Origin of the sequence: Pedobacter jejuensis, from assembly GCF_003725795.1 — a bacterium.
Classification (GTDB): Bacteria; Bacteroidota; Bacteroidia; order Sphingobacteriales; family Sphingobacteriaceae; genus Pedobacter; species Pedobacter jejuensis.
On the sequence record NZ_RBEE01000045.1, the window covers coordinates 233,773 to 257,077 of the forward strand.

Genomic DNA, 23,305 nt, shown 5'->3' on the forward strand with positions numbered 1-23,305 from the left:
AACAACCTAACCAAATGAACCAACCAAAAACAAGCAAATACAGATGGACGATATGTTTGCTTCTGTTTCTTGCTACCACAATAAATTATTTAGATAGGCAGGTACTTTCTTTAACATGGACTGATTTTATAAAACCAGAATTCCATTGGGATAACAATGATTATGGAAATATAACTGCTTTGTTCTCTATTTTTTATGCCATATCTATGCTTTTTGCAGGCAGATTGGTAGATAAATTAGATACCAAAAAAGGATTTTTGTGGGCTATTGGCGTTTGGTCTGTTGGTGCTTGTTTACATGCTTTTTGTGGCATTGCTACCTCGGGCGTAATTTCAGGCAATTGGTTAGTAAGTTTTGAAGGTGCAAAAGAAGTTATTTCCGGAATAAATAATACCGGAATGGTTGTGTCTGTAAGTGTTACTTTATTCATCTTCGCCAGGTTTGTTTTAGCCGTCGGAGAAGCAGGAAATTTCCCCGCAGCAATTAAAGCAACGGCAGAATATTTCCCTAAAAAAGACAGGGCATTTGCAACCAGTATTTTTAACGCTGGGGCAACAGTTGGTGCACTTGCTGCACCAATTACAATTCCATTTATTGCTAAAGCTTACGGTTGGGAAATGGCCTTCCTCATTATTGGTGCATTAGGTTTTGTGTGGATGGGACTATGGGTTTTTGTGTATAATAAACCTGAATTACACAAAAGAGTAAGTGCAGAAGAGTTAGCCTACATTCAACAGGATGTAATAAATGACAGAAAACTTGCTGATTATGTGGAAGAAACCAAAGAAAAAGTATCGTTTATAGATTGTTTTAAATACAAACAAACCTGGGCATTTGCCTTTGGTAAATTTATGACTGACGGTGTGTGGTGGTTCTTTTTATTTTGGACACCAGCTTACCTTAAATCCGTTTATGGTATGGATTCTACGCAAAGTGCACTTCCACTTTTTGTATTGTATATGATTACTTTACTGTCAATAATCGGTGGTTGGTTGCCAACTTATTTTGTTGATAAAAAAGGAATGAATCCTTATGAAGGTAGAATGAGAGCCATGTTAATTTTTGCATTTTTCCCGCTTTTAGCCTTGGCAGCTCAACCTTTGGGCCACATTACTTATTGGATTCCTGTGGTTATTATTGGTATTGCCGGCGCCGCACACCAAGCTTGGTCGGCCAATATTTTTTCTACCGTAGGCGATATGTTCCCTAAAAAAGCAATTGCAACCATTACCGGAATTGGTGGTATGGCAGGTGGAATAGGCGCTTTCATTATCAATAAGGGTTCTGGTGTATTGTTCGATTATACAGGCAAAAACAAAATCGTATTTATGGGCTTTAAAGGAGAAGAAGCCGGCTATTTCATCATATTTTCGATATGTGCTGTTTGCTACTTAATTGGCTGGACGGTAATGAAAACCCTTGTACCAAAATATAAAGTTATCGAACTAAAATAATTATAGATTGCAGCTGAGTATTTCGATGCCCAGTTGTAATCATCTTCTAATAAACCATCAAAAATCTATACTTAACCGATAGATTAACAATAATTATAAACCCTAAAACAAACTAAATTGAGCACAACTTTAAATCTCGAAAGTATTTTCGTTGATGAAAGCCAGATTCCAGAAGAATTTAGGCTCAAGGAAGAAATCAATCAAAAAGAGTTTCTTTCTAACGGCGAAATGAAAACCTGGAGCGGCCCTTTTAACGAAGTGTTTTCTCCTGTATGCGTTAAAACCGCCGATGGGCTTAAACGAAAACGTATTGGAAGTTTTCCTGTTTGTACAGAAAAAGAATCTACTGAAGCTTTAGATGCTGCAGTTGCGGCATACGATAATGGTCGCGGGCAATGGCCAACCATGAGCGTGGCCGACCGGATTATTTGTGTAGAAAACTTTACGCATAAAATGATTGAGCAAAAAGATATTGTTGCGAAATTAATTATGTGGGAAATCGGTAAATCTTACACCGATTCGATAAAAGAATTTGACCGTACCGTTGAATACATTTATGCCACAATCGATGCATTGAAAGATATCGACAGGCAATCATCTCGTTTTGAAATTGAGCAGGGAATTGTTGCACAAGTTCGCCGTTCGCCGCTAGGGGTTGTGCTTTGTATGGGGCCGTTTAATTATCCTCTAAACGAGACTTTCACCACGTTAATTCCCGCTTTAATAATGGGAAACACTTTACTATTTAAACCACCAAAACATGGAACATTATTGCACTATCCACTTTTGGAAGCATTCCGTTCAAGTTTCCCTAAAGGTGTTGTAAACACGATTTACGGCCGTGGAAATACAATTGTGCCAGGTTTAATGAAATCAGGAAAAATTAATGTGCTAACCTTAATTGGCTCAAGCAAGGTTGCAAACGAACTTAAAAAGTTGCATCCAAAAGTTAACCGTTTAAGGGCAATTTTAGGTTTAGATGCTAAAAATGCTGCCATTATTACTAAAGATGCTGATTTAGATTTAGCAGTTTCTGAAACTGTTCTAGGTTCGCTTTCCTTTAATGGACAGCGTTGTACGGCCATTAAAATCGTTTACGTTCATCGCAGTTTGGCTCAAGAATTTTTAAAACGTTTATCTGCCGAAGTAGAAAAATTAAAATTTGGTATGCCTTGGGAAAAAGGCGTTGCTTTAACTCCACTACCTGAACTTAATAAGCCAGAATATTTAAAAGAGTGTATTGATGATGCCATTGCTCATGGTGCTAAAGTGGTCAATAAAAACGGCGGACAAACATTAGAAACTTTTGTTTATCCAGCAGTTATCTACCCGGTAAATGCAAATATGAAATTGTATCGTGAAGAGCAATTTGGGCCAGTTATCCCTGTCGTTCCTTTTGATGATTTGGAAGAGCCGATTGAATATTTGATTGGTTCGCCACATGGGCAGCAGGTTAGTATTTTTAGCAATAACTCAGCAGTAATATCTTCACTGATAGATCCTTTGGTAAATCAGGTTAGCAGGGTAAACCTAAACTGCCAATGCCAACGTGGCCCGGATGCATTCCCATTTACGGGTAGAAAAGATAGCGCAGAAGGCACACTTTCAGTGGTTGATGCATTGCGTTCTTTCTCCATTCGATCATTAGTAGCCGCGAAACTTACTGATAATAACAAGAACTTATTAAATGAAATTGTTGGCGGCAATGACTCCAACTTTTTGAGTACAAAATATATTTTTTAACGTGGTAGTTTAGCTTTGACAACTTTTAAAAAGTTGTCAAAGCTTCAAAAGAAAAAATCAAAGATTTGTAGCTTATATTAATTGCGCTATTGGTTTCCACTTTTCAACCGCTGCGATAGTTTTAACTTTTCTTCTTTAATCCCTTGCACTACCAAACTTGCAATTTGCTTTGCACCTTCAGGGCTTAAATGCGTATCATCTTTTTTTCCTATCGGATAATTCACATGCCCTGAATCAACATAATTAAATAATCTAATAGATGGTAAATCGCCCAATTTTGATAAAAGGTTTTCTGTTTTAGCCAACATATCAATCATCGGAACCTTTAAAGAATCAGCAACTTCTCGGGTTACGTTCGGATAAGCACCGTGCGAATCAACAAGTAATCCATTTTTAAAACTTCTACGAGAAATCGGTGTAAGTAAAACAGGGATTGCTTTTTTATCACGAACCTCCATTACATAATTGATAAGGTTAGATTTGAATTCGGATAATGAAGTTCCTACTCCTGGCTTATCAATCTTTTCATCGTTATGGCCAAATTCAATAAAAACGTAATCTCCCGGCATTAACTGTTGTAAAATTGGTTGCCAATGGTTCTCTGCCCTAAACGATTTTGTACTCCTACCGTTTAGTGCTCTGTTATCAACCACCACTTCAGATTTAAAGAAAGACTGCAGTTCCATTCCCCAACCTGTTTCAGGATATGCATTTGGCGATTTATTTGCCGCAGTTGAATCACCGATAATGTATAATTTTATGTTTTTTTGCTTTGATGCAAATCCGCATAAAGCAAAAACGATTACCATCGTAAAAATTTTAATCCCTATGTTGTTCATATCTATTTAACCGGATTCCAATCGTCAGTACCTTTTAAAATATTTGTTATCGTGTAATACTTAGCTTCTTTATCTGTTAGTTGCCTCGACCATTTAACACGAGATTTTGGATTAGCTCCGAGGCCGGTATTTTTATATTCTGCATAAAAGGCTGTTTGCTCTTTATCAGGAAACATGGCATCACCTTTCCAGGGGTTCCAGCCTTCAGCGACAATGTGGGCTCCCAAATCAGTGTTTAAAAAAACAATTTTTGCATAGGGTCGCCAAGGCCGGCCTAAATAAACTTTATTCACACCATCGGCTGCGATAAGCTTGCAGTTTAAAAACACAAATCCAAATTTTTGCCTTTGAGAAGTTGCCGCAGCTGTGATGTATGAATTAGTTAAACTTTTAATCGTACACCTTTCAAAAACCGCAGTTGCTTTGCCGAAAATAAAATCTGTTGTCCCTTCGATATAACAATTGTTGTAAAACTGCCGACTATTTTCAGTCGCAGGAAATAATGTATCCTGATTACCTGAAATTCTGCAATTGTTGGCAATAAATCTGTCACCTTCAACATGCAATGCAACTGCCTGACCAACCCTCCCAGCCGAATTTATTATTGTTAAATTCTCCATTGATACATCATCAGCCTGAACCAATACAGTGAAAGAAGTGTACGTTGTAATCTTATCCAAACCAAAACCATCTTTGCCTCCTGAATTCATCTTTCCTGAAAAATCACCAAAGGTTATAATCGTATGTTCTTTACTTTCGCCGACTAAAGAAATTTCAGTTTTCCAAGATGGAATAATTATCTTCTCTTGATAAGTTCCATTTTTGATGAAAATTTTAACCTGCACCTCACCTAAATCGCGGATGGAATTAACTGCTTCCTGAATGGTTCGATAATTGCCTTTACCGTTTTTATCAACTGTAATTTCTGTAGGATAAACTTTACTTTGGGCATTTGCTTCAGGATAAAAGCAGATTACACAAAGCAATAAAATGATTGTTGATCGAGAAAGTAAAAGGGTTAAATTATTTTGCATCGGTGGCGGTTTGTGAAGCAATTTACTAATTTTCGAACATGCAAAAGGACGATAATTACATCGTCCTTTTGCATAAAATTTTGTTTATAATCTATTAATAGCCATATAACTGTCCTCCTAGTTTAGGGTTTGCGTCAATTACAGATTGTGGTAATGGCAATAATTCGCTTTTATTTGGCGTAAAAGCAATAGAATAATAGGTTAATAATGTTGTGTTTATGGTTGTAGCACTCCAAGCAACACTTGCCGAACCAGCTGGTGCAGCTGGAGCAGGTGTGTAAAAAGAATTTAACCACACAACAGTAGCTTGATTGGGTGTGTAATACATAGTTGCTGGTAAGGTGTTGTATGGAGCTGCTTTTGCTGCCATCAATGCTAAATTAGCCTTTGTTTCAGCAATTTTAGTAGCCAATAAATTCCACCTGATTAAGTCGTACTTTCTAATTCCTTCTCCACCAAACTCTAACTGACGTTCTTTCACAATGGCATTAAAAAACCCATTATAATCTGATGGTGTTGTTCCTATAAGTGCAGCGTTTCCGCCAAAACCACGTGTTCTTACCTGTTCGAATGCCGCCTTGGCCGCTGCCGTAGGACCAGAATTTAATTCGTTATCAGCCTCGGCAAACATCAACAATACATCAGAAAAGCGGATTACTGGCCAGTTTACACCAAAATATTGTGCAGCACTTGTCGTAACCGAAGGTACTTGCCAATCTCTTCTAAATTTACCATCGAGCATGGTTACTAACGTACGAGGACGCAAAGTCAAATCCAAGTTAATATCGTATGGCGCACAAGTTACATCGCGTCGTCTATCATTTGCATCAAATGCATAAAAATAGGTTGGTAAAATGGTTAAGGCCGCGTTACCAACGGCAGTTGTACCAGGTGTTGCAACTGTGAATTGCCTTGGACCATTATAATAACCCAATTTACTATCTCCAACACCAGAACTTCCGCCGGTCATACCAACTTCCCAAATTACTTCTCCGTTTGGTTCGAATCGGTGCGCATTTACCCCATCTTTAAATACCGACTGAAAACTCGGATTCAATTTATGGTCTGCTCTTGCCATTACAATTGCACACTCATCTTTAGCAATTTGATAAAACGTTTTGTAATCTGCATTACGTTTCATTGTTCTATCTTGTCTTAATGAATATCCACCTCTAAACATCGCATATCTCGCACGTAAAGCTCTCACAGCACCCTGACTAATTCTATCACTTGTTACCGATGATTCTGAGCGCCATGGAACCAATGGTGCGGCAATGGCTAAATCTCTGATAATTTGATTGTAAATTGTATCACGGTTGGTTCTACCATTGTACGGATCGGTTACATTAATGGATGAAGTAAACTGAGCCGGAACATCGCCCCAATTTCTCACTACTTCGAAATAAAACTGAGCTCTCAAAGCTAAAGCTTCGCCATAAAGTCTTCTTAATTCCTTTTGATCAGCTGCGCTACCGCTGGTATAAGCCTCCATTTTAGGGATGTTATCAATACAAATATTTGCTCTTTCAATACCAACATAAAGCTGATTAAATGGCCCGGCTAACTGTGTATTTGCTGGCTGCACATTGTAATGTGCAATATCTCTCCGTTCATTATCCGGATAAGGTGTACCACCCTGACCCATCATTTCATCGCTATCGTATGGATAGTACATACTTAAACGGATACCATAACCTTGGTCGCCACCTAAAGATGAATACACACCCAACAATGCTTTTTGTGCGTTGGTAACATTGCTAAAAACATAATCATTACCGAAAGATGAGATGGGTTCTACTTCTAAAAATTTCTTACAGGAAGATATTGTGAAGATGCTTGCGGTGATAAAAAAGCCGCTTATAATAAGTTTGATATTAGTTTTCATTGTTGCTCTAATTAATGTTATAGCGTAAAATTAAGTCCGAAAATAAATGCCCTGCTTCTAGGATAAGCAGAATAATCTACACCAGGAGTTGTACCTGTTGAGCGACGGGTGTTAACTTCCGGGTCGTAACCTGAGTAGTTTGTGAAAACCGCCAGATTATTAACAGTTGCATATAATCGCATTCTATTTATTTTAAACTTTCTTAATAAATTTTCTGGCAAGGTGTATCCCAGGGTAATGTTATTGATTCTTAAAAATGAACCGTCTTCTACTGCATAAGAATTTACAAAGAATGAACTGTTACTGGTTAACGGGCTCCACAATGTTGCATTTGCATTTAGGGCAGCCAATTCTGTTGGGTCTGTTACCACCACACCTTGGTCGTTAACATTTCTCCATCGGCCATTCATGGTTGCAAGCAAATTTCCATTTGGTGTATAACCACTTGTAAATTCGAGCTTGTTGGCATTTAACACATCGTTGCCAACCTGAAAGTTCACGAATACATTCAAATCCCAATTTTTATAGGTGAAAGACTGATTAAAACCACCTGTAAATTTCGGATTCGCATCACCAATAATGGTTCGGTCGTTCGTAATATCAACAACTCCATCTCCATTTAAATCTTTAAATTTAATAACGCCTGGTTTTGGGGTTAATGAAGTTACGCTTGAGTTATTTGGCACGCCTTGTTTTAAAGTGTAAACTCCGTTTGCGTAGTTAAAGTCTTCTATTTTATAAAAACCATCGTTAACCAAACCATACATTTTACCAACTGCCTGGCCAACTGCAACCTGATAATCTGCAGGCACGTTTGTTCCAGCCCAACCAGAATTAATCAAGAAAGATTTTTGGAATTCGCCCAGGCTTTCAACTTTGTTTTTATTAAATGAGATGTTAAAGTTTGTTGACCACGAGAAGTTTTTAGTTTGAACCGGGGTACCATTAATTTGGAATTCAATTCCCTTATTGCTTGTTGAACCTATGTTTTGTAATTGAAACGCATAACCACTTGTAGATGGGAAAGGATTGTTTACCAAAAGCCCTTTGGTTTTATTGCTATACAAATCAACGGTGAACTGCAATCTGTTATTTAAAAACCCTGCATCTAAACCAATGTTTCTTGATACCGTAGTTTCCCATTTCAAATTAGGATTTGCCAATTCCGTAGCTACCAATGCAGTAACCAAAGTGTTGTTTATATCGTAAAATGCATTTGGTTTAAACTGTGTAGTGTACAAGAAATCGGATATACGATTGTTACCAGCTTCACCATAACTCACCCTAAATTTTAAATCATTTAAGCGAATTGAAGTTTTAAGGTTTTCCATAAATTTCTCATCAGAAATTCTCCAGGCAACTGAACCCGATGGAAAGTAACCCCATTTATTGCCTTCAGCGAATTTAGATGAACCATCGGCTCGCATGGTTAAGGTTAATAAATATTTTTTATCGAACGAATAATTAAACCTACTGAAAACAGAAAATAATCTTGCTGTTAAATCGCTCGATGTAGATGCACCAGCCGGAGTTGTACCCAAGGCCATGTTTGATAATGCCCTTTCTGCCGTAATCCCGATAGGAAATAATCTGTTTTCGGTAAAGTAAGCCTGCACCTTATCTTGATAAAGTTCTTGCCCAATTAACGCATCAATACTGTGGTGTTTGCTAAACTCTGTTTTAGAACCCGAATTGGTATATGATATAACATTTGAGTTATTAATGGTTTGACGGTTACTGGTACCGATAGATGCAATTGGCTGAGATGAACCTACCAATCTCGATTCATTGGTAATGATATCATTAAAAATATTGGTTCTGTTGTTGCTAAAATCAACACCTAAAGTGCTTTTAAATGAAATTCCTTTGTAAATGATGTAATTGAAGTAACCGTTAAAATTGGTTACATTGGTAAATACCTTTTTATATTCAGCGTCATTTAATAGCAATGGATTTACCAAAGACAAACTATTACCGTTTGTTTCACTTGCGTAATCTGGGTCGTAGGCTAAAATATCCTGTCCTTTTACCAACAATGGACGATATTTTACTGCCTGACGCAATCTGTTTAAAGATGAAGAGCCTTCACTGCTTGTTCCTGCTCCGTTTACAACCGTATTGTTATAACGAACATTGAAACCAACTTTTAATTTATCATTAAATTTATGGTCGAATTTGAAGTTGATTAATTTCCTATCAAAATCTGAAGCGAGCATTACACCATCTTCTGTATTAGAAGTGACACTTAAATTAAAGGTCGATTTTGCATCACCACCGGTAACGCTTACATTGTGTGTTTGCATCAAGGCATCACGACCAAATAATTCTTCCTGCCAATCTACAAATGGTACGCTTCTAAAACTTTCTAAATCGTTAAATGTGCCATAATAGCCTGCGTATAAACTTTCGCTTGTTGCATTTCCGCGACTAGCTTCGTACTGATATTTAACAAAATCGTAAGGATTCATTACTTCCAGTTTGTTAGCCAACTGCCTGAAACCCACCAAACCATTGTAATTTATGGTGGTTTTCATTTCTCGTCCACCTTTTGTTGTAATTAATACCACACCATTTGCACCACGAGAACCGTAAATTGCGGTTGCAGATGCATCTTTTAAAACATCAATACTTTCAATATCCTGAGGTGATAAAACCGAAAGCGCATTTTCTACCTGCACACCATCCACAACGTATAATGGCGTATTATCCTGAGTGATAGAACCGCCACCACGAACCCTAATTTGTGCACTTGCATTTGGCGTTCCTTCTGAAACAGTAATTTGTACACCTGCTAATCTGCCAGAAATGGCTTCTGCAAGCGAGTTATTCGGAATATCTTTTAATTGTTTTGCACCAACTGATGAAACGGAACCCGTCAAATCTCGGCGATTTACTGTTGCATAACCGATTGCAACAACTTCATCTAAATCGGTAGCGTTTGATTCTAAAGATATGCGTAAACTGGTTTGGCTGCCAATGGTAACTTCTTTAGATTTAAAACCAACATAGTTAAAAATCAAAACTGCTCCTGGCGAAACAGCAATAGAAAACTTTCCATTGTTATCTGTTTGGGTGCCGGTTTTTGTGCCTTTAATTAAAACACTTACACCTGGAATTGTTTCACCGCCCTGCTCTGAAACCGTGCCACTAACTTGCCTGATTTGGGCATTGGTGATTCCAAAGTAAAAAGTAAAAATAGTTAATAAGAGTAAAATTTTGCTCATAGCATCTTGAATTGGGATTTTTAATCATGCAATCGCTTACATGTAGAATATTATTTTTAGTTAAGTAGAATATTCTGTGTTAATATTTGGTTGTATGGTGTAACAATTTTACAAACTAAAAATGGCTTGAAACTGCTTTTAGCTAAAAAACTGTGCAATCGTTCCCAAAAACGTATTTCAGACGCTTATTAAAAATAGCCTTTAAATAGCCCTAAACATATATTTTTCGTAACTTGGGTGCAAGTTCATAAAATGAGATTTGAAACATCAACCATAAAAGATATTGCTAAAGCTTTAGGACTTTCTACTTCTACAGTTTCCAGAGCCTTAAGAGATCGTTACGAGATTAGTGATGAAACCAAAAAAGTTGTTTTAGCTTATGCAGAGAAGGTAAATTACAGAGCAAACCCGATTGCCCGCAGCTTAAAAGAAAGAAGAAGCTATTCCATTGGTATTATTGTAAGTGAAATTGCAAACAATTTTTTCTCTCAGGTGATAAACGGAATCGAATCCATTGCTTACGCCAGAGATTATCATGTAATTATCGCTCAAAGTCATGAATCACATAAACAGGAAAAATTAAACGTAGAACATCTTGCATCCCGTTCTATTGATGGGCTGTTAATTGCCTTATCATCAGAAACGCAGGATATTGATTATTTAAGGGATTTATATGGAAAAGGATTGCCTATTGTATTTTTCGATAGAGTGCCCGATAACTTTGAAACACACAAAGTAATTGCCAACAATTTTAAAGGTTCATTTGACGCCACAGAACACCTTATTTTATCAGGCAAAAAAGTTATTGCGCACCTTACCAGCTCCGAAACATTATCGAACACGAAAGAAAGACTAGAAGGATATAAAGCTGCATTGGCAAAATACCACATCGAATTTAATCCCGAAATTGTAAAATATTGCCAGCATGGCGGTATGCACAACATAGAATTGGAACAAGCAGTTAAAGAACTTTTACCACTTAAACCTGATGGCATTTTTATTTCGAGCGATAGATTAACAACAGGCTGCATAATGGCCCTTAAAAAAACCAATCCGGAAGTTGCTCATAAAATTGCTATTGCAGGTTTCACAAATTCCAATTTAGTGGAACTTTTCAGTCCTTCGCTAACTTCGGTAAAGCAGCCCGCTTTCGAAATTGGGCAGGTTGCTACAGAGCTATTAATTTCTATGATTGAAGCGAAAAGACCTGTTACCGAATTTGAAACCAGGGTTTTAGATACAGAACTGGTTAAAATGCAGAAAATGCTAGGCAATCGGTTTTTGTAAATAACTGCAAAGTCGATCGAAGCGATATTCCATTTAACATTCCCTCGCTTTTAATTACCTTTGCCAAATGGTAGAAATCATATTAAAAAAGGGCAAAGAAAAAGCAGCATTACAAAGGCATCCTTGGGTATTTTCTGGCGCATTAGAAAAAGTTAAAGGAAAACCAGAAGATGGTGATGTAGTAAAAGTATTTGCTTTTGATAATGAATTTTTAGCCTACGGATATTTCAATAGTAATTCTAGAGTAGCAGTTCGTTTATTAGAGTGGGATGAAACCCAAACCATTGATAAAAACTGGTATCAAAACCGATTACAGCAAGCCATCGCTTCACGCCAATTTATTTTATCAGAGGATACCAATACCTGCCGTTTGGTTTTTTCGGAAGCAGACTTCCTACCAGGTTTAATCGTTGATAAATATGCCAATTTCTTATCGCTTCAAATATTAAGTTCGGGCATTGAAAAAGTAAAAGCAGATATAGTTGACATTATAAAGGCTGAATTAAATCCAATAGGAATTTTCGACAAAAGCGATGCAACAGCTCGTGGACATGAGGGTTTACCAATAGAAAATGGTTTACTCTGGGGAGAAAATCCACCCGAATTTTTAGAAGTTAAAGAAAACGGTATTGCATATAACATTAATATCGCCGACGGACAGAAATCGGGTTTTTATTGTGATCAACGCGATAACAGAAAAATTTTAGCAAGCTACACAAAAGGCAAAAAGGTTTTAGACTGCTTTAGCTACAGTGGTGGTTTTAGCTTAAATGCATTAGCAAATGGAGCGGCAAATGTTACAAGTGTGGATAGTTCTGCTTTGGCTTTAGAAACGTTAAAACAGAATATAGCATTGAATAAATTCGATGCAGAGAAAGTCACCTCTATACAATCAGATGTAAACAAGCAATTAAGAGCCTTTAAAGAAACTGGCGAATTGTTTGATGTGATTGTTTTAGACCCACCTAAATATGCGCCATCTCGTTCTGCTTTGGATAGGGCAGCCAGAGCTTATAAAGATTTAAATCGTTTAGGCATGTTACTGCTGGAAAAAGGAGGATTGCTTGCAACTTTCTCTTGCTCTGGCGCTGTCGATATAGAAACTTTTAAGCAAATTATCGCTTGGGCTGCACTTGATGCTGGAAGAGAAGTTCAGATTATAAAGCAGTTCTGCCAACCTGAAGATCATCCTGTAAGGATATCTTTTTCAGAAGGTGAATATTTAAAAGGTTTGTTGCTTAGGGTTTTGTAGGGATTACAACAAGCCTTCGTTTCGAGTACTGATAGCCACTTCGAGCGAAGCCGAGAAATCTTTGTAATTAACAAGAATTTAACCTCACCCTATCAAAGTCTTTGCTTTGGCTAATTTGTGGGTTCCCTCTCCTTGAAGAGAGGGATTAATGGGCAATGGGTTAATACTACAGGTTCAAAGCACTGTATTTCGTTTTTCCTCTCTTCAAGGAGAGGGATGCGGTTACGTAAAAAACATATAAACTTTCAAAGGGTGAGGTTTTATAAGTAGATCGCCCCAGAAACACGGAAGTTGCGTCATTTCGAGCGAAGCCGAGAAATCTTTGTAATTAGCAATAAATTTAACCTCACCCTATCAAAGTCTTTGCTTTGGCTAAATTTGTGGGTTCCCTCTTCTCGAAGAGAGGGATTAATGGGCAATGGGTTAATACTACAGGTTCAAAGCACTATATTTCGTTTTCCCTCTCTTCAAGGAGAGGGATGCACTTACATACAAAAGCCATAAACTTTCAAAGGGTGAGGTTATATAAAGAAACAGCCACAGAAACACGGAATCCACGGAGAAGTTGCGTCATTTCGAGCGAAGCCGACCAACCTTGTAATTAGCAATAAATTTAACCTCACCCTATCAAAGTTTTTGCTCTGGATACATTTGTGAGCTCCCTCTCCTCAAAGAGAGGGATTAATGGGCAATGGTATAATACTATAGGTTCAAAGCACTATATTTCGTTTTCCCTCTCTTCAAGGAGAGGGATGCACTTACACACAAAAATTAAAAACTTTCAAAGGGTGAGGTTATACACAGAAACAAGGAATTGCCACAGAAACACAGAATCCACAGAGAAGTTGCGTCATTTCGAGCGAAGCCGAGAAATCTTTGTGACTAGTAAGAATTTAACCTCACCCTATCAATGTTTATGCTTTGGCTAATTTGTGGGTTCCTTCTCCTCGAAGAGAGGGATTAATGGGCAATGGGTTAATACTACTGGTTCAAAGCACTGTATTTCGTTTTTCCTCTCTTCAAGGAGAGGGATGCAAATACGTAAAAAACCTATAAACTTTCAAAGGGTGAGGTTATATAAAGAAACATGCACAGAATCTAAAAATTCGTTCAAAGCCTACAGTTCGTTATTTTCTGACACTTCTGGCGATTGTTCATATTCACCTTTCCAGGCGTAAAATCCAAAAATCATCAGGCCTATACTTATTGGGAAGAAAATGAAAAGAATAATTCCCCACTGAAGAATGGTATTTGTCTTTTCGATTTCGGAATGTGCTAAACCAACTTTATCTACCGCTTGAATAAATAGAAATATCATGGCTATTGGGCCCAAAGCCATCCATCCTAACCCTAAAATTTTCTTGATGTAATTAATCATTGATGCTTTCATCCTTTTTATTTGATAAATAAATTGTGCCAATTACTAAACTAAGTGCCGCTATTCCTATTGGATACCACAATCCAGAAAGTGGTGTAGCACCCTCAAAACTTGCCATTAAAGTCGCAATAAATGGAACCAAACCGCCGAAAACCCCATTGCCAATATGGTACGGTAACGACATGGATGTGTAGCGAATTTTGGTTGGAAAAAGCTCCACTAAAAATGCGGCAATGGGTCCATAAACCATTGTTACCAATAAAATTTGAAAAAAGATTAAACCTACAAATTTCCAGAATACAGGTTTTGGCAAAATCTTATCTTTAAGCGTGCCCGGTGCAGATAAAATCCCTCTGGATGCAGAAATTGTATCTATTTGAACTTTCGTATAGCCAGAACCATTGGTGAATAAAATTTTAGTTTCTAAGCTTCGTAAGCTATCAACCTGATTTGCTAATGGCGTAATTACCGCAAAACCCTGGCTTGATGAAAACAATTCATTTTTGGCAAAATTTTCTTCACTCGTATCATTTAAAAAAGTTTTATAGATTGGTCGGTAGAAGATTATCCCCAGCAACATTCCTGTTAGCATTATCCACTTGCGTCCAACCTTATCACTCCAGGCTCCAAAAACAACAAAGAAAGGTGTAGCAAAAGCAATTCCCCAGAGCAAAATATACCTCGAATCGTTAAAATCTAACTTGCAGGTATTTTCTAAAAAAGATTGTGCGTAAAATTGTCCGGTGTACCAAATAACACCTTGCCCCATAGTTGCTCCAAACAAAGCCAATAAAACCATTTTAAAGTTAGCCTTGTTGTTAAAACTGTCTTTTAAAGGGTTTTTAGAAACTTTTCCCTCTAATTTTAGCTTTGTAAACATGGGCGATTCATGCATCTTCATGCGGATGTATATTGAAACCCCAACCAGCACTATCGATAGTAAAAAGGGCACCCGCCAACCCCAATCGCTAAAAGTTTCGGCACCCAAGATATTTTTAGTGATTACGATTATCCCAAGAGAAAGAAATAAACCAAGAGTTGCTGTCGTTTGAATCCAGCTGGTAAAAAAGCCGCGACGATTTTTAGGTGCATGCTCGGCTACGTAAGTTGCTGCTCCACCATATTCGCCTCCTAATGCCAAACCTTGAATTAACCTTAATATTAAAACTAAAATTGGGGCTGCGTAGCCGATTGTTTTGTATGAGGGAATTAGCCCGATTAAAAAAGTGGAGCCGCCCATTAAAACCAGCGTTAAAAGGAAGGTATATTTCCGGCCAATTAAATCGCCCAAACGCCCAAAAACCAATGCGCCAAATGGTCGAACAATAAACCCAGCTGCAAATATTGCCAATGTATTTATCAAAGCTGAAGCACCTGCATCCGCCGGAAACAATTGATGCCCTATGATAACGGCCAAACTTCCAAATATGTAAAAGTCGTACCACTCGATTAGCGTACCTAATGATGAAGCACCTATTACTTTAAAAATATTATTCTTCGGTAGTATTTCGCTCATATTAAAAGGATAATTTGGTTTTTCGAATATAGCTGATTTACAATGGATTCGAAATGAATTAAAACAACTGCATTTAAAAATGTTACAAAAAATCTGAAATAGATAAAATCCAAACTGGCTAAAATTTATAACTAGAGAGAGATATTTTACTTTGAAAAAATCATAGAAAATGTTTAAATCAAATCTATAGTTGTAATTAATTCGTAAAGAAGAAAAACATTTTCTTCTTTACTTTGTAATTTCCTCTTTAAAAACAAAATATGCTACTGATACAAAACATAAGACTAACTAGAATTTTGCGAAACACCTGGAAGGTAGATTTAATAATGATAGCTTCCTGTACAGTTGCTTATTTTGTTAGAGCGTATTTAATTGCCCATCATTTCGAAATTCCATCTATCATTCCAACAGTTTTAGGTACTGCCATAGCCTTCTTTATAGGTTTTAATAACAATCAGGCATACGACAGGTGGTGGGAAGCTCGAAAAGTATGGGGTGCATTGGTTAACGACTCACGATCGTACACAAGAGCTTTGCTAAATTATGTAGATGGTGAAGATGAATGCGTTAGAAGAATGATTTATCGCCACATAGCATTTTTGTATGCTTTAAAAGCTAGTTTGCGTGGCACGGTTGATGAAATTTATATCAAATACTTAACTGAAGATGATTTAAAGGAAATCGAAAACCATAAAAATACTCACAATGCTATTCTTAATATCCAATCGAGAGATTTGCAAAAATTATCAAAAGCAAATGCTATTGATGGCTTTAGGTTTATGGAAATAAATGAAATGCTTGTCCGATTTTCTGATTCGATGGGAATGAGTGAACGTATTAAAAACACTATCTTCCCTACTACATATAGCTACTTAACAAAAGTTTTTATCTGGCTTTTTGTGGTAACATTTACTTTGGTTATCAGTCAATCGGCGGGTGTTGCATCTATATTTTTAGGTTGGTTAATTGGTTTTGTATTTGTATCCACCCAAATTAACGGAATGAGTTTGATAGATCCATTCGAAAGTAATTCGGCAGGTGTACCGTTAAATCAGATTACAAGAACAATCGAAATAAACTTGCTGCAGATGCTTGGCGATGAGGAAATTCCTGATCCTGTAAAACCTATAAATGATGAATATGTGCTGTAATTATCAGCGCTTAATTTCTTAATTTGATAGGTTTTTTGCGATTCTTTTTCATTTTTAGATTTAGCATTTCTACCAATACAGAAAAGGCCATTGCAAAATAAACATAGCCTTTCGGTATATGCTGGTCTAATCCTTCGGCTAAAAGAGAAACGCCAATTAATAGCAAAAATGAAAGGGCCAGCATTTTAACCGTTGGATGATTATTAACAAATGCACTAATTGCACCTGCAGAAAACATCATGATGATTACGGCAATAATTACTGCGGCAATCATGATTTCAATATGATCGGCCATACCAATAGCAGTAATTACTGAATCAAGAGAAAAAACAACATCCAAGACAAGAATCTGGATGATAGTAGCCCAAAAAGAATGCGCTTTGGTTTTTCCCTCTTCATCTTCATCACCTTCTAATTTATTGTGAATTTCGTGTGTGCTTTTATAAATTAAAAATAAACCACCGCTTATCAAAATTAAATCACGACCAGAAATTGCAAGTTTCTCAAACCAATCGCCACTATTAATGCCTATCCAGCTGCCAATATTAAAAAGCGGCGAAGTTAAAGTCATAATCCAACTTAAAGAAAGTAGCAATAAAATTCTGGTAATCATGGCTAGGCCTAAACCCAATTGCCTCGCTTTTTTTTGTTGATCTACAGGAAGTTTTCCTGATAAAATGGAGATGAAAACAATATTGTCAATACCGAGAACGATTTCCAGAACAGTTAATGTTAAAAGTGAAATCCAGGCTTCGGGTGTACTTAAAAAATCCATAAGTTAATTTATCTGATAGGCGAAGATATAAAAAAGACACCTGAATTATGGAACAGATTTTTATCGCTCTGGTTTGGAATACTTATTTAGCTGATTTGGAAATTTCTAGTTTAAGGTGTTCTTCAAAAGCTAAAGTTCTTTGTTTAATCTCCGGAATTTCATCTGAATAAGACAGGGAAGCAACTGCCTGGATTATTTTTCCATTTTTACCAATTAAAACATTAGTTGGATAACCATGATTGATATTTAATTTTCTTATCTCTTCTGGTTTTAAACAGATTATTTCATATTTATATCCGGCTTTTTTCTTGAAAATTGCCGCCTGTTTGGGTGAATCATAAGTAATGGCGATGAACCTTATGGCTGAAGTTTTATATTTATCAACCAGTTTATTTAGTTCAGGTATCTCTTTAACACAAGGCGGACATGCTTCAAACCAAAAATTTATAAGTACAATCTGGTTCTTCAAATTATCTTTATAAAAAGCTTTTCCCTTTAAATTTACACCTTCAAAATCAGATAAGTTCTTACCTCTTAAATCATCAAAAAATGTTTCTTGAGTTGCCCATTTTACTGGCTCAGATTGTGCCTTGGCAAATATCGAAATGAGTAGCAAGAAAATGAGTAAATAGTTTTTCATTACATGCTAATATAAGGAAAGCTGCTTCAAAAAGTTATTATTATCTATAACATCTACGTTTATTTCCTCTTTACCTCGGTCTACGTTCCTACAAAGAGAAATACAATATATGGCCTCTAAGAAAACAGTCCATGATAAAAGAAAACAACAAAAAAGTCCTGCCACAAAATGGCAGGACTTAAATCAATTTTGTTTGGAATTACTATTTAAAGCTTACCGCACCGTATTCTGTTCTTATAGAAACAGTAGCTGCACCACCTCCCCCAATTTTGCCAGAGTATCGCTTATTCTCATCATCATCACTTACCAATTTCGATGATACGTTAGAACCATATTTAAAGCCTGCATAAGTGGTAGAGATATTAAAATTCGCATTATAATTTGTGCTAAAACCGAGGCCAACACCTGCATATTCTCCATTAAAGCCAAAGCTTTTACAAGCTGGAGTAATCTCGTTAACGGTTAATTTATTATAATCCATATCAATTAAAGCATCCCCATTTAAAGAGCCAAGAGTTACATTGGTATATTCTGTTTTTAAAGATAACTTGCCAACACTTGCAATGGTTAGGCTGCCATAGCCTTGTTTAATTACCGTATTTCCTTTTATGCTGTTGATGTTTACTTTGGCATATTCGCTATTAAGTAATAAGTTACCTGCAATCGAGCCAACTGTTAAGCCAGAACCATATTGAACTTTAATATCGGCAGATTTACGGATGGTATTGATATTTACCGGTACATATTCTGCATTTACTTCAATTGTACCTACCGAACCAATGCTAACTCCACCACCGTATTCGTGTTTTATAACTGCTGCATTTAAATCCTGAACAGTCATTTTACCATACTCTACCGAAAGATAATTATTACTGTTGCTTAAATTTCCGGTAGTTAAATTTCCATATTGAACCTTAAAAGATGTTGGACCAGAAAAATCGCCAACATCTATACTCCCATATTCTTGTTGAGCGGTTAAAGCATTTGTTGCAGGCATATAAACAACATAATTTACTTTTATTTCCCTTCTCCAGGTAGTTACGCCATTTTTTAATCTTCTTCCAAAGTTACCATCTCTATCACCCATATTTGTTTTTACAGAAATCTGGTCGCCTGATTTTGAAGCATCAATCGTAACTTCATCTATCAATTTTTGTACATCCTTATCCGAATTGCTAAAGGCTTTAATGTCAACATCAACTTTAACTTCTTTTCTATCCCAGGTTTTGATAACAATAGAACCATATTGGTTATTTAGGTTAATCTTATCGTTACTATTAACACTAAAAGTTTTGGTGAAAGATTTTGAACGTTCTGCATCGCCACCAGATTGAGTTGAGCTTGTTATATTAATTGTTGGGTGTACAGCAGCATTAACATTTGTACTTGTTGTAACGTTAACTGCATAATTCTCTGTCGAATTTGTGGTAACAGAAATTTCTTGTGCGTAGCTTTTTACGGCAATGAAAGCCATAATGGCTAAGAATGATTTTATTGTTTTCATGTGTTGTTAATTTAAATATTTATTTACCCAAAATCTGCCGACCGATTTTGAAGCCTAATAAATATGGTGAGCGCCTGTTTGCTTTGTTAAATTATATTTGGTTAACCCTTTTGTAATCGTCAACCTGGTTAATAATTAATAGCTGTTGCTTTAATAAGTTTAACTGAATTTCACGGTTTTTTACCATTGCCTTTACTACATAAAGTTGATTTGGCGTTGTTGGCAATTCCGATTTTAACCGTTCATAATCTTCATCAAGTTTCAACAAATCATCAGTAAATTTTTTATATAAATCCGGATTTGCTGATGCAAAAATTGCTAAGCTGTCTCTCTTCTCTGTAATTAAACTTGTAAACTGATTCTCTCTTTTTGCTGCTGCTGCATTAACGTCTGCTATTTCCAAGTCGCGATTTTGCATTTGTCCGGTGTACAGCCAAACTAAACCAAAAACTATTACAATGGATGCGGCAGCACTTATCCATAAATAAAGATTTATTGGTTTTTTTTTCTTGTTGCTATCCAGCCCCGATTCTATTTTTGCCCAAAGGGCTGCCGATGGCTCAAAAACATCGAAATCTTTCCGATTTTCTTTAACAAAGGTTTCTAATCTATTATTCATCTCTCATCCCTTTCTGTTCTAATATACTTTTTAACTTCTTTTTTGCCCGCATATATTGTGTGCGGCTTGTATTTTCGCTTATTTTTAAAATGTGTGAAATCTCTTCGTGGTCGTAACCTTCCAATAAATATAAACTTAACACTACTCTATAACCATCTGGCAACTCTGTTATTGCTTGTCTAATTTCATCTGCCTGCAGCCGCACATCGTATTCATCAGCGCTTATTTCATCAGGAATTTCAGATACTTCATCGGTACTTACAAATTCAACTTTTCGCTTCCGCAGGTAATTAATTGATTTATTGATTACAATCTGCTTCAACCATAAACCGAAAGTGGTTTCCTGCCTAAAATCTACAATTCTGGTAAACGCATCTAAAAATGCTTCCTGCAAAACATCTTCTGCCTCTTCTTCGTAATTTAGAATGCGCAAAGCTACATTATACATCGCTTTAGCATACAGTTTATACAATTGAAACTGCGCTGCTCTGCTGCCATGCATGCATTCTTTAACAAGCTCAAGGTTTTTATCGACGTAAACGGCTTCCAAAATTTTGATGATTCTGATTATAAGACATAAGGGATTTTAAAACGTTGCATCAAGGTAGAAAAAAATTTAAATAAGTATTAATCATCGGTTTGTTAGTGGTAAGTAGTTGTATTTGTGAGCAAAACTTTGTCCCATGAAAATAGTTATTATAGAAAAAATTGCGCTATTCATCATAAATTTGAAAACGCTGAAACAAAGAATTAACTTCATAACATGGAAAGTTGACTTTTTGCTTTTGTAGTATGATGGTGTTATATAGTAATTCTGAATCATCTAATATCATATATTGTTGCAGATTTAATCATTTGATGACTGAGCAATCCCTAAATTTTCCGAAATATAAATTAATGTTCGAATAATTGTATTCTTAACTAAGTAATTATTACAACAAAGCTTCAAACCATCACTTCAATACCATCTAAAATAGTATATTTGATTAAACCTCCCTATTTTAACTCATCGAATTAATGCAGTGAAGAAAGCTCTCAAAATAAAAAATCATTTAAAGAATCGACAAAAATATCAAGAGAAGAGATTAGGACCTTCTTATAAAAGAAATCGAAAAAATAGATTAAAACGCTGGAAAAGCGGTATTAATTTCTCAGTTGGAAGAACCAACAATACTAATCAAGAGATAGTTAATCTACCAGCACCACAAAATTTTAGCTTGATACTAAATACAAACTCGGTGTTAAGCTATTTAGAAATTGCCAGAAAAAATCTAAAAAAAAATAGGCAGATAATCTTTGATATCTCGGAAATCACAAATTTAACTCCAGATACAATACCACTTCTAATATCCCATATAAAGGACCCCGCATTTAGAAACTCTACTACAATACATGGAAATGCTCCAAATGAGCAAAAATTCAAAAAGCTATTTACGGAATCAGGGTTCTATAATCATGTAAAAGGCACAAATCAATTCGAAGTAAGTGCTCATAATATAATGCATAAGGAATCCAACTTTAAAGTTAAGCCAGATTTAGCAGGAGATATAGTCGATATGATTATGGACAAAGGTAAGTTTAGCAATTTGTTTATAGAACCAATATATAATATCTTTATTGAATTGATGTCCAATACACACCATCATGCCGATTTATCTGAATATGGGACTTCTAAATGGTGGCTTTTTCTATTTGTTGATAACGAAAATGGAAAAATATCCATTAGCTTTATTGATTTGGGTGTTGGCATTTTTAAAAGTGTCGTCGTAGAATCTTATATAAAAAGAATTGGCCTTACAACTAAATTAGTAGACAATTCTATACTTGTGAGAGATTTATTAAACGGTAAAATACAATCAAGAATTGAAAAGGATAATGAGATTAGAGGGAAGGGAATCCCTCAAGTCGTAGAATATGCTAAATATGAATGTTTTAAAAGATTTTATTTAATAACAAATGACATTATGATTGACCTCAAAGATAATTCATTTGTTAAGTTAGCATCCGAATTAAATGGAACTTTTTATCATTTAGAGCTTGATTTCGAAATATGAAAGAATTAATGATTAACGTAGCAACTGACTTTGGAAGGACACTAGGGGCCAGATATATTTACGAGGGTAAATTTTCAGGTGAATTATTTTTAAACAACCTTCTTCTTCCTAAATTTAAACTTGCCATCGAAACTGGAAGAGTTCTTCAAATTTATTTAGATGGCGTTTTTGGCTATCCTTCTTCATTTGTATCGGGGTCATTTGGTAAACTTTCCCAAGATTATACCTCGGCAGTTGTGTTACAGCATATTAACTTAATCTCCGATGATACATTAAGGATTGAGAAAATCATTAGAGAAGTTACTCAACCGAATAAAAAAGACCCTATTAAATGAAATTGCTAAGAATAATTATCGTTTGTTTAATTTTTTTAGCGGGAATTTTAGTTGGTTTTTTCTTTCAAAACTTTCCAATAATAAAGTGGAATCCCGAAATCAAAATTTATGAAGCATTTCAGGTTTGCAGTACTCTTTTTATTGGTATTGCTTTACCATTCTTTATAAAGAAATGGATAGACGATGGGAGGGTGATAAAGTCTCTTCTAGTGGATGAAGCAAAAGAATTGATAGAAGATACAAGAGCCGTCAAGCAAAAGATTGGCGAAAAATATAAAACTAAAGTAATAACTTTTGAGGATAAGCAGCATGTACTAGCACTTTTAAGTCAAGTTGAAAATTCTATTTCGAATTATCAAAAACATTTAGAAGAACAATTTGGTGGAAAGATAAAAAATGATTTCAAAAATTTGAAGGATGCATATGTGAAGTATAATGACGCTTTAACGTCTGGAGATTTTATGACTGAAACTTTTGTTTCTATTGATGTAGACTTCTTCAACTTTCATAACATTGAATATAATCAATTTATAAGTGCCATAAGAGCTTTTTCAGTTAAAATGCAGAAGCTTTAATTAACATAAATTCTAGACGAATCCTAAAAATTTCTAAATT

At 35.8% G+C, this 23,305-nt stretch carries 19 protein-coding genes; 8 read left to right on the forward strand and 11 right to left on the reverse strand.

Features of this window, described 5'->3' with window-relative positions; translation table 11 throughout:
* Window positions 1-14: 14 nt before the first annotated feature.
* Complete coding sequence (locus D7004_RS20275; RefSeq protein ID WP_123207648.1) at window positions 15-1,454, forward strand: MFS transporter; 1,440 nt, start codon at window positions 15-17, stop codon at window positions 1,452-1,454.
* 117 nt (window positions 1,455-1,571) lie between these two features.
* Window positions 1,572-3,197, forward strand: a complete 1,626-nt coding sequence (locus D7004_RS20280) for an NADP-dependent glyceraldehyde-3-phosphate dehydrogenase (protein WP_123207649.1) — start codon at window positions 1,572-1,574, stop codon at window positions 3,195-3,197.
* Window positions 3,198-3,283: 86 nt separating this feature from the next.
* Here the strand turns inward: D7004_RS20280 and D7004_RS20285 are convergent, their stop codons facing one another.
* From D7004_RS20285 to D7004_RS20300, 4 genes are all read right to left on the reverse strand, one after another.
* Window positions 3,284-4,036: a rhamnogalacturonan acetylesterase gene (locus D7004_RS20285; RefSeq protein WP_123207650.1), complete on the reverse strand. Its 753-nt coding sequence runs from the start codon at window positions 4,034-4,036 to the stop codon at window positions 3,284-3,286.
* 2 nt (window positions 4,037-4,038) lie between these two features.
* On the reverse strand, window positions 4,039-5,070 hold the full coding sequence (locus D7004_RS20290; protein ID WP_123207651.1) for a pectinesterase family protein: 1,032 nt from the start codon (window positions 5,068-5,070) through the stop codon (window positions 4,039-4,041).
* A gap of 94 nt (window positions 5,071-5,164) precedes the next feature.
* Entirely contained in the window at window positions 5,165-6,955 is a 1,791-nt protein-coding gene (locus tag D7004_RS20295) for a RagB/SusD family nutrient uptake outer membrane protein (protein ID WP_123207652.1), read from the reverse strand.
* Window positions 6,956-6,972: 17 nt separating this feature from the next.
* Window positions 6,973-10,179, reverse strand: coding sequence for a SusC/RagA family TonB-linked outer membrane protein (locus D7004_RS20300; RefSeq protein ID WP_123207653.1), 3,207 nt, complete (start codon window positions 10,177-10,179; stop codon window positions 6,973-6,975).
* A gap of 252 nt (window positions 10,180-10,431) precedes the next feature.
* Here D7004_RS20300 and D7004_RS20305 point away from each other — a divergent pair, with 252 nt between their 5' ends.
* Together D7004_RS20305 and D7004_RS20310 are read left to right on the forward strand one after the other, a co-directional pair.
* Window positions 10,432-11,466: a LacI family DNA-binding transcriptional regulator gene (locus tag D7004_RS20305; RefSeq protein WP_123207654.1), complete on the forward strand. Its 1,035-nt coding sequence runs from the start codon at window positions 10,432-10,434 to the stop codon at window positions 11,464-11,466.
* A gap of 67 nt (window positions 11,467-11,533) precedes the next feature.
* Window positions 11,534-12,718: a class I SAM-dependent rRNA methyltransferase gene (locus tag D7004_RS20310; RefSeq protein ID WP_123207655.1), complete on the forward strand. Its 1,185-nt coding sequence runs from the start codon at window positions 11,534-11,536 to the stop codon at window positions 12,716-12,718.
* Between the two features lie 1,117 nt (window positions 12,719-13,835).
* On the opposite strand, the gene D7004_RS20315 is transcribed toward D7004_RS20310, so the two are convergent.
* Complete coding sequence (locus D7004_RS20315; protein WP_244214394.1) at window positions 13,836-14,108, reverse strand: DUF6814 family protein; 273 nt, start codon at window positions 14,106-14,108, stop codon at window positions 13,836-13,838.
* A complete protein-coding gene (locus tag D7004_RS20320; RefSeq protein WP_123207656.1) occupies window positions 14,089-15,612 on the reverse strand; it encodes an MFS transporter in 1,524 nt (507 codons plus the stop codon). Before D7004_RS20320 ends, D7004_RS20315 begins: the two co-directional genes overlap by 20 nt.
* 260 nt (window positions 15,613-15,872) lie before the next feature.
* On the opposite strand from D7004_RS20320, the gene D7004_RS20325 reads away from it, so the two are divergent.
* Complete coding sequence (locus tag D7004_RS20325) at window positions 15,873-16,763, forward strand: bestrophin family protein (RefSeq protein ID WP_123207657.1); 891 nt, start codon at window positions 15,873-15,875, stop codon at window positions 16,761-16,763.
* 10 nt (window positions 16,764-16,773) lie between these two features.
* On the opposite strand, the gene D7004_RS20330 is transcribed toward D7004_RS20325, so the two are convergent.
* The 5 genes from D7004_RS20330 to D7004_RS20350 form a co-directional block, all read right to left on the reverse strand.
* Window positions 16,774-17,538: a TerC family protein gene (locus D7004_RS20330; RefSeq protein WP_123207658.1), complete on the reverse strand. Its 765-nt coding sequence runs from the start codon at window positions 17,536-17,538 to the stop codon at window positions 16,774-16,776.
* A gap of 82 nt (window positions 17,539-17,620) precedes the next feature.
* Window positions 17,621-18,178, reverse strand: coding sequence for a TlpA family protein disulfide reductase (locus D7004_RS20335; RefSeq protein ID WP_123207659.1), 558 nt, complete (start codon window positions 18,176-18,178; stop codon window positions 17,621-17,623).
* A 202-nt stretch (window positions 18,179-18,380) separates the two neighbouring features.
* On the reverse strand, window positions 18,381-19,682 hold the full coding sequence (locus D7004_RS20340) for a hypothetical protein (RefSeq protein ID WP_208646890.1): 1,302 nt from the start codon (window positions 19,680-19,682) through the stop codon (window positions 18,381-18,383).
* A 91-nt stretch (window positions 19,683-19,773) separates the two neighbouring features.
* Window positions 19,774-20,301 carry a hypothetical protein gene (locus tag D7004_RS20345; protein WP_244214395.1) on the reverse strand — a complete coding sequence of 176 codons (528 nt, stop codon included), beginning with the start codon at window positions 20,299-20,301 and terminating at the stop codon, window positions 19,774-19,776.
* Window positions 20,294-20,803, reverse strand: a complete 510-nt coding sequence (locus D7004_RS20350) for an RNA polymerase sigma factor (protein WP_208646892.1) — start codon at window positions 20,801-20,803, stop codon at window positions 20,294-20,296. Before D7004_RS20350 ends, D7004_RS20345 begins: the two co-directional genes overlap by 8 nt.
* Before the next feature lie 520 nt (window positions 20,804-21,323).
* Between D7004_RS20350 and D7004_RS20355 the strand changes: the two genes are divergently transcribed.
* The 3 genes from D7004_RS20355 to D7004_RS20365 are packed head-to-tail and all read left to right on the forward strand — an operon-like array spanning window position 21,324 to window position 23,265.
* Window positions 21,324-22,355: a hypothetical protein gene (locus D7004_RS20355; protein WP_123207661.1), complete on the forward strand. Its 1,032-nt coding sequence runs from the start codon at window positions 21,324-21,326 to the stop codon at window positions 22,353-22,355.
* On the forward strand, window positions 22,352-22,690 hold the full coding sequence (locus D7004_RS20360) for a DUF4325 domain-containing protein (protein WP_123207662.1): 339 nt from the start codon (window positions 22,352-22,354) through the stop codon (window positions 22,688-22,690). The genes D7004_RS20355 and D7004_RS20360 overlap by 4 nt, the downstream gene beginning before the upstream one ends.
* Complete coding sequence (locus D7004_RS20365; protein WP_123207663.1) at window positions 22,687-23,265, forward strand: hypothetical protein; 579 nt, start codon at window positions 22,687-22,689, stop codon at window positions 23,263-23,265. Before D7004_RS20360 ends, D7004_RS20365 begins: the two co-directional genes overlap by 4 nt.
* Window positions 23,266-23,305: the final 40 nt, after the last annotated feature.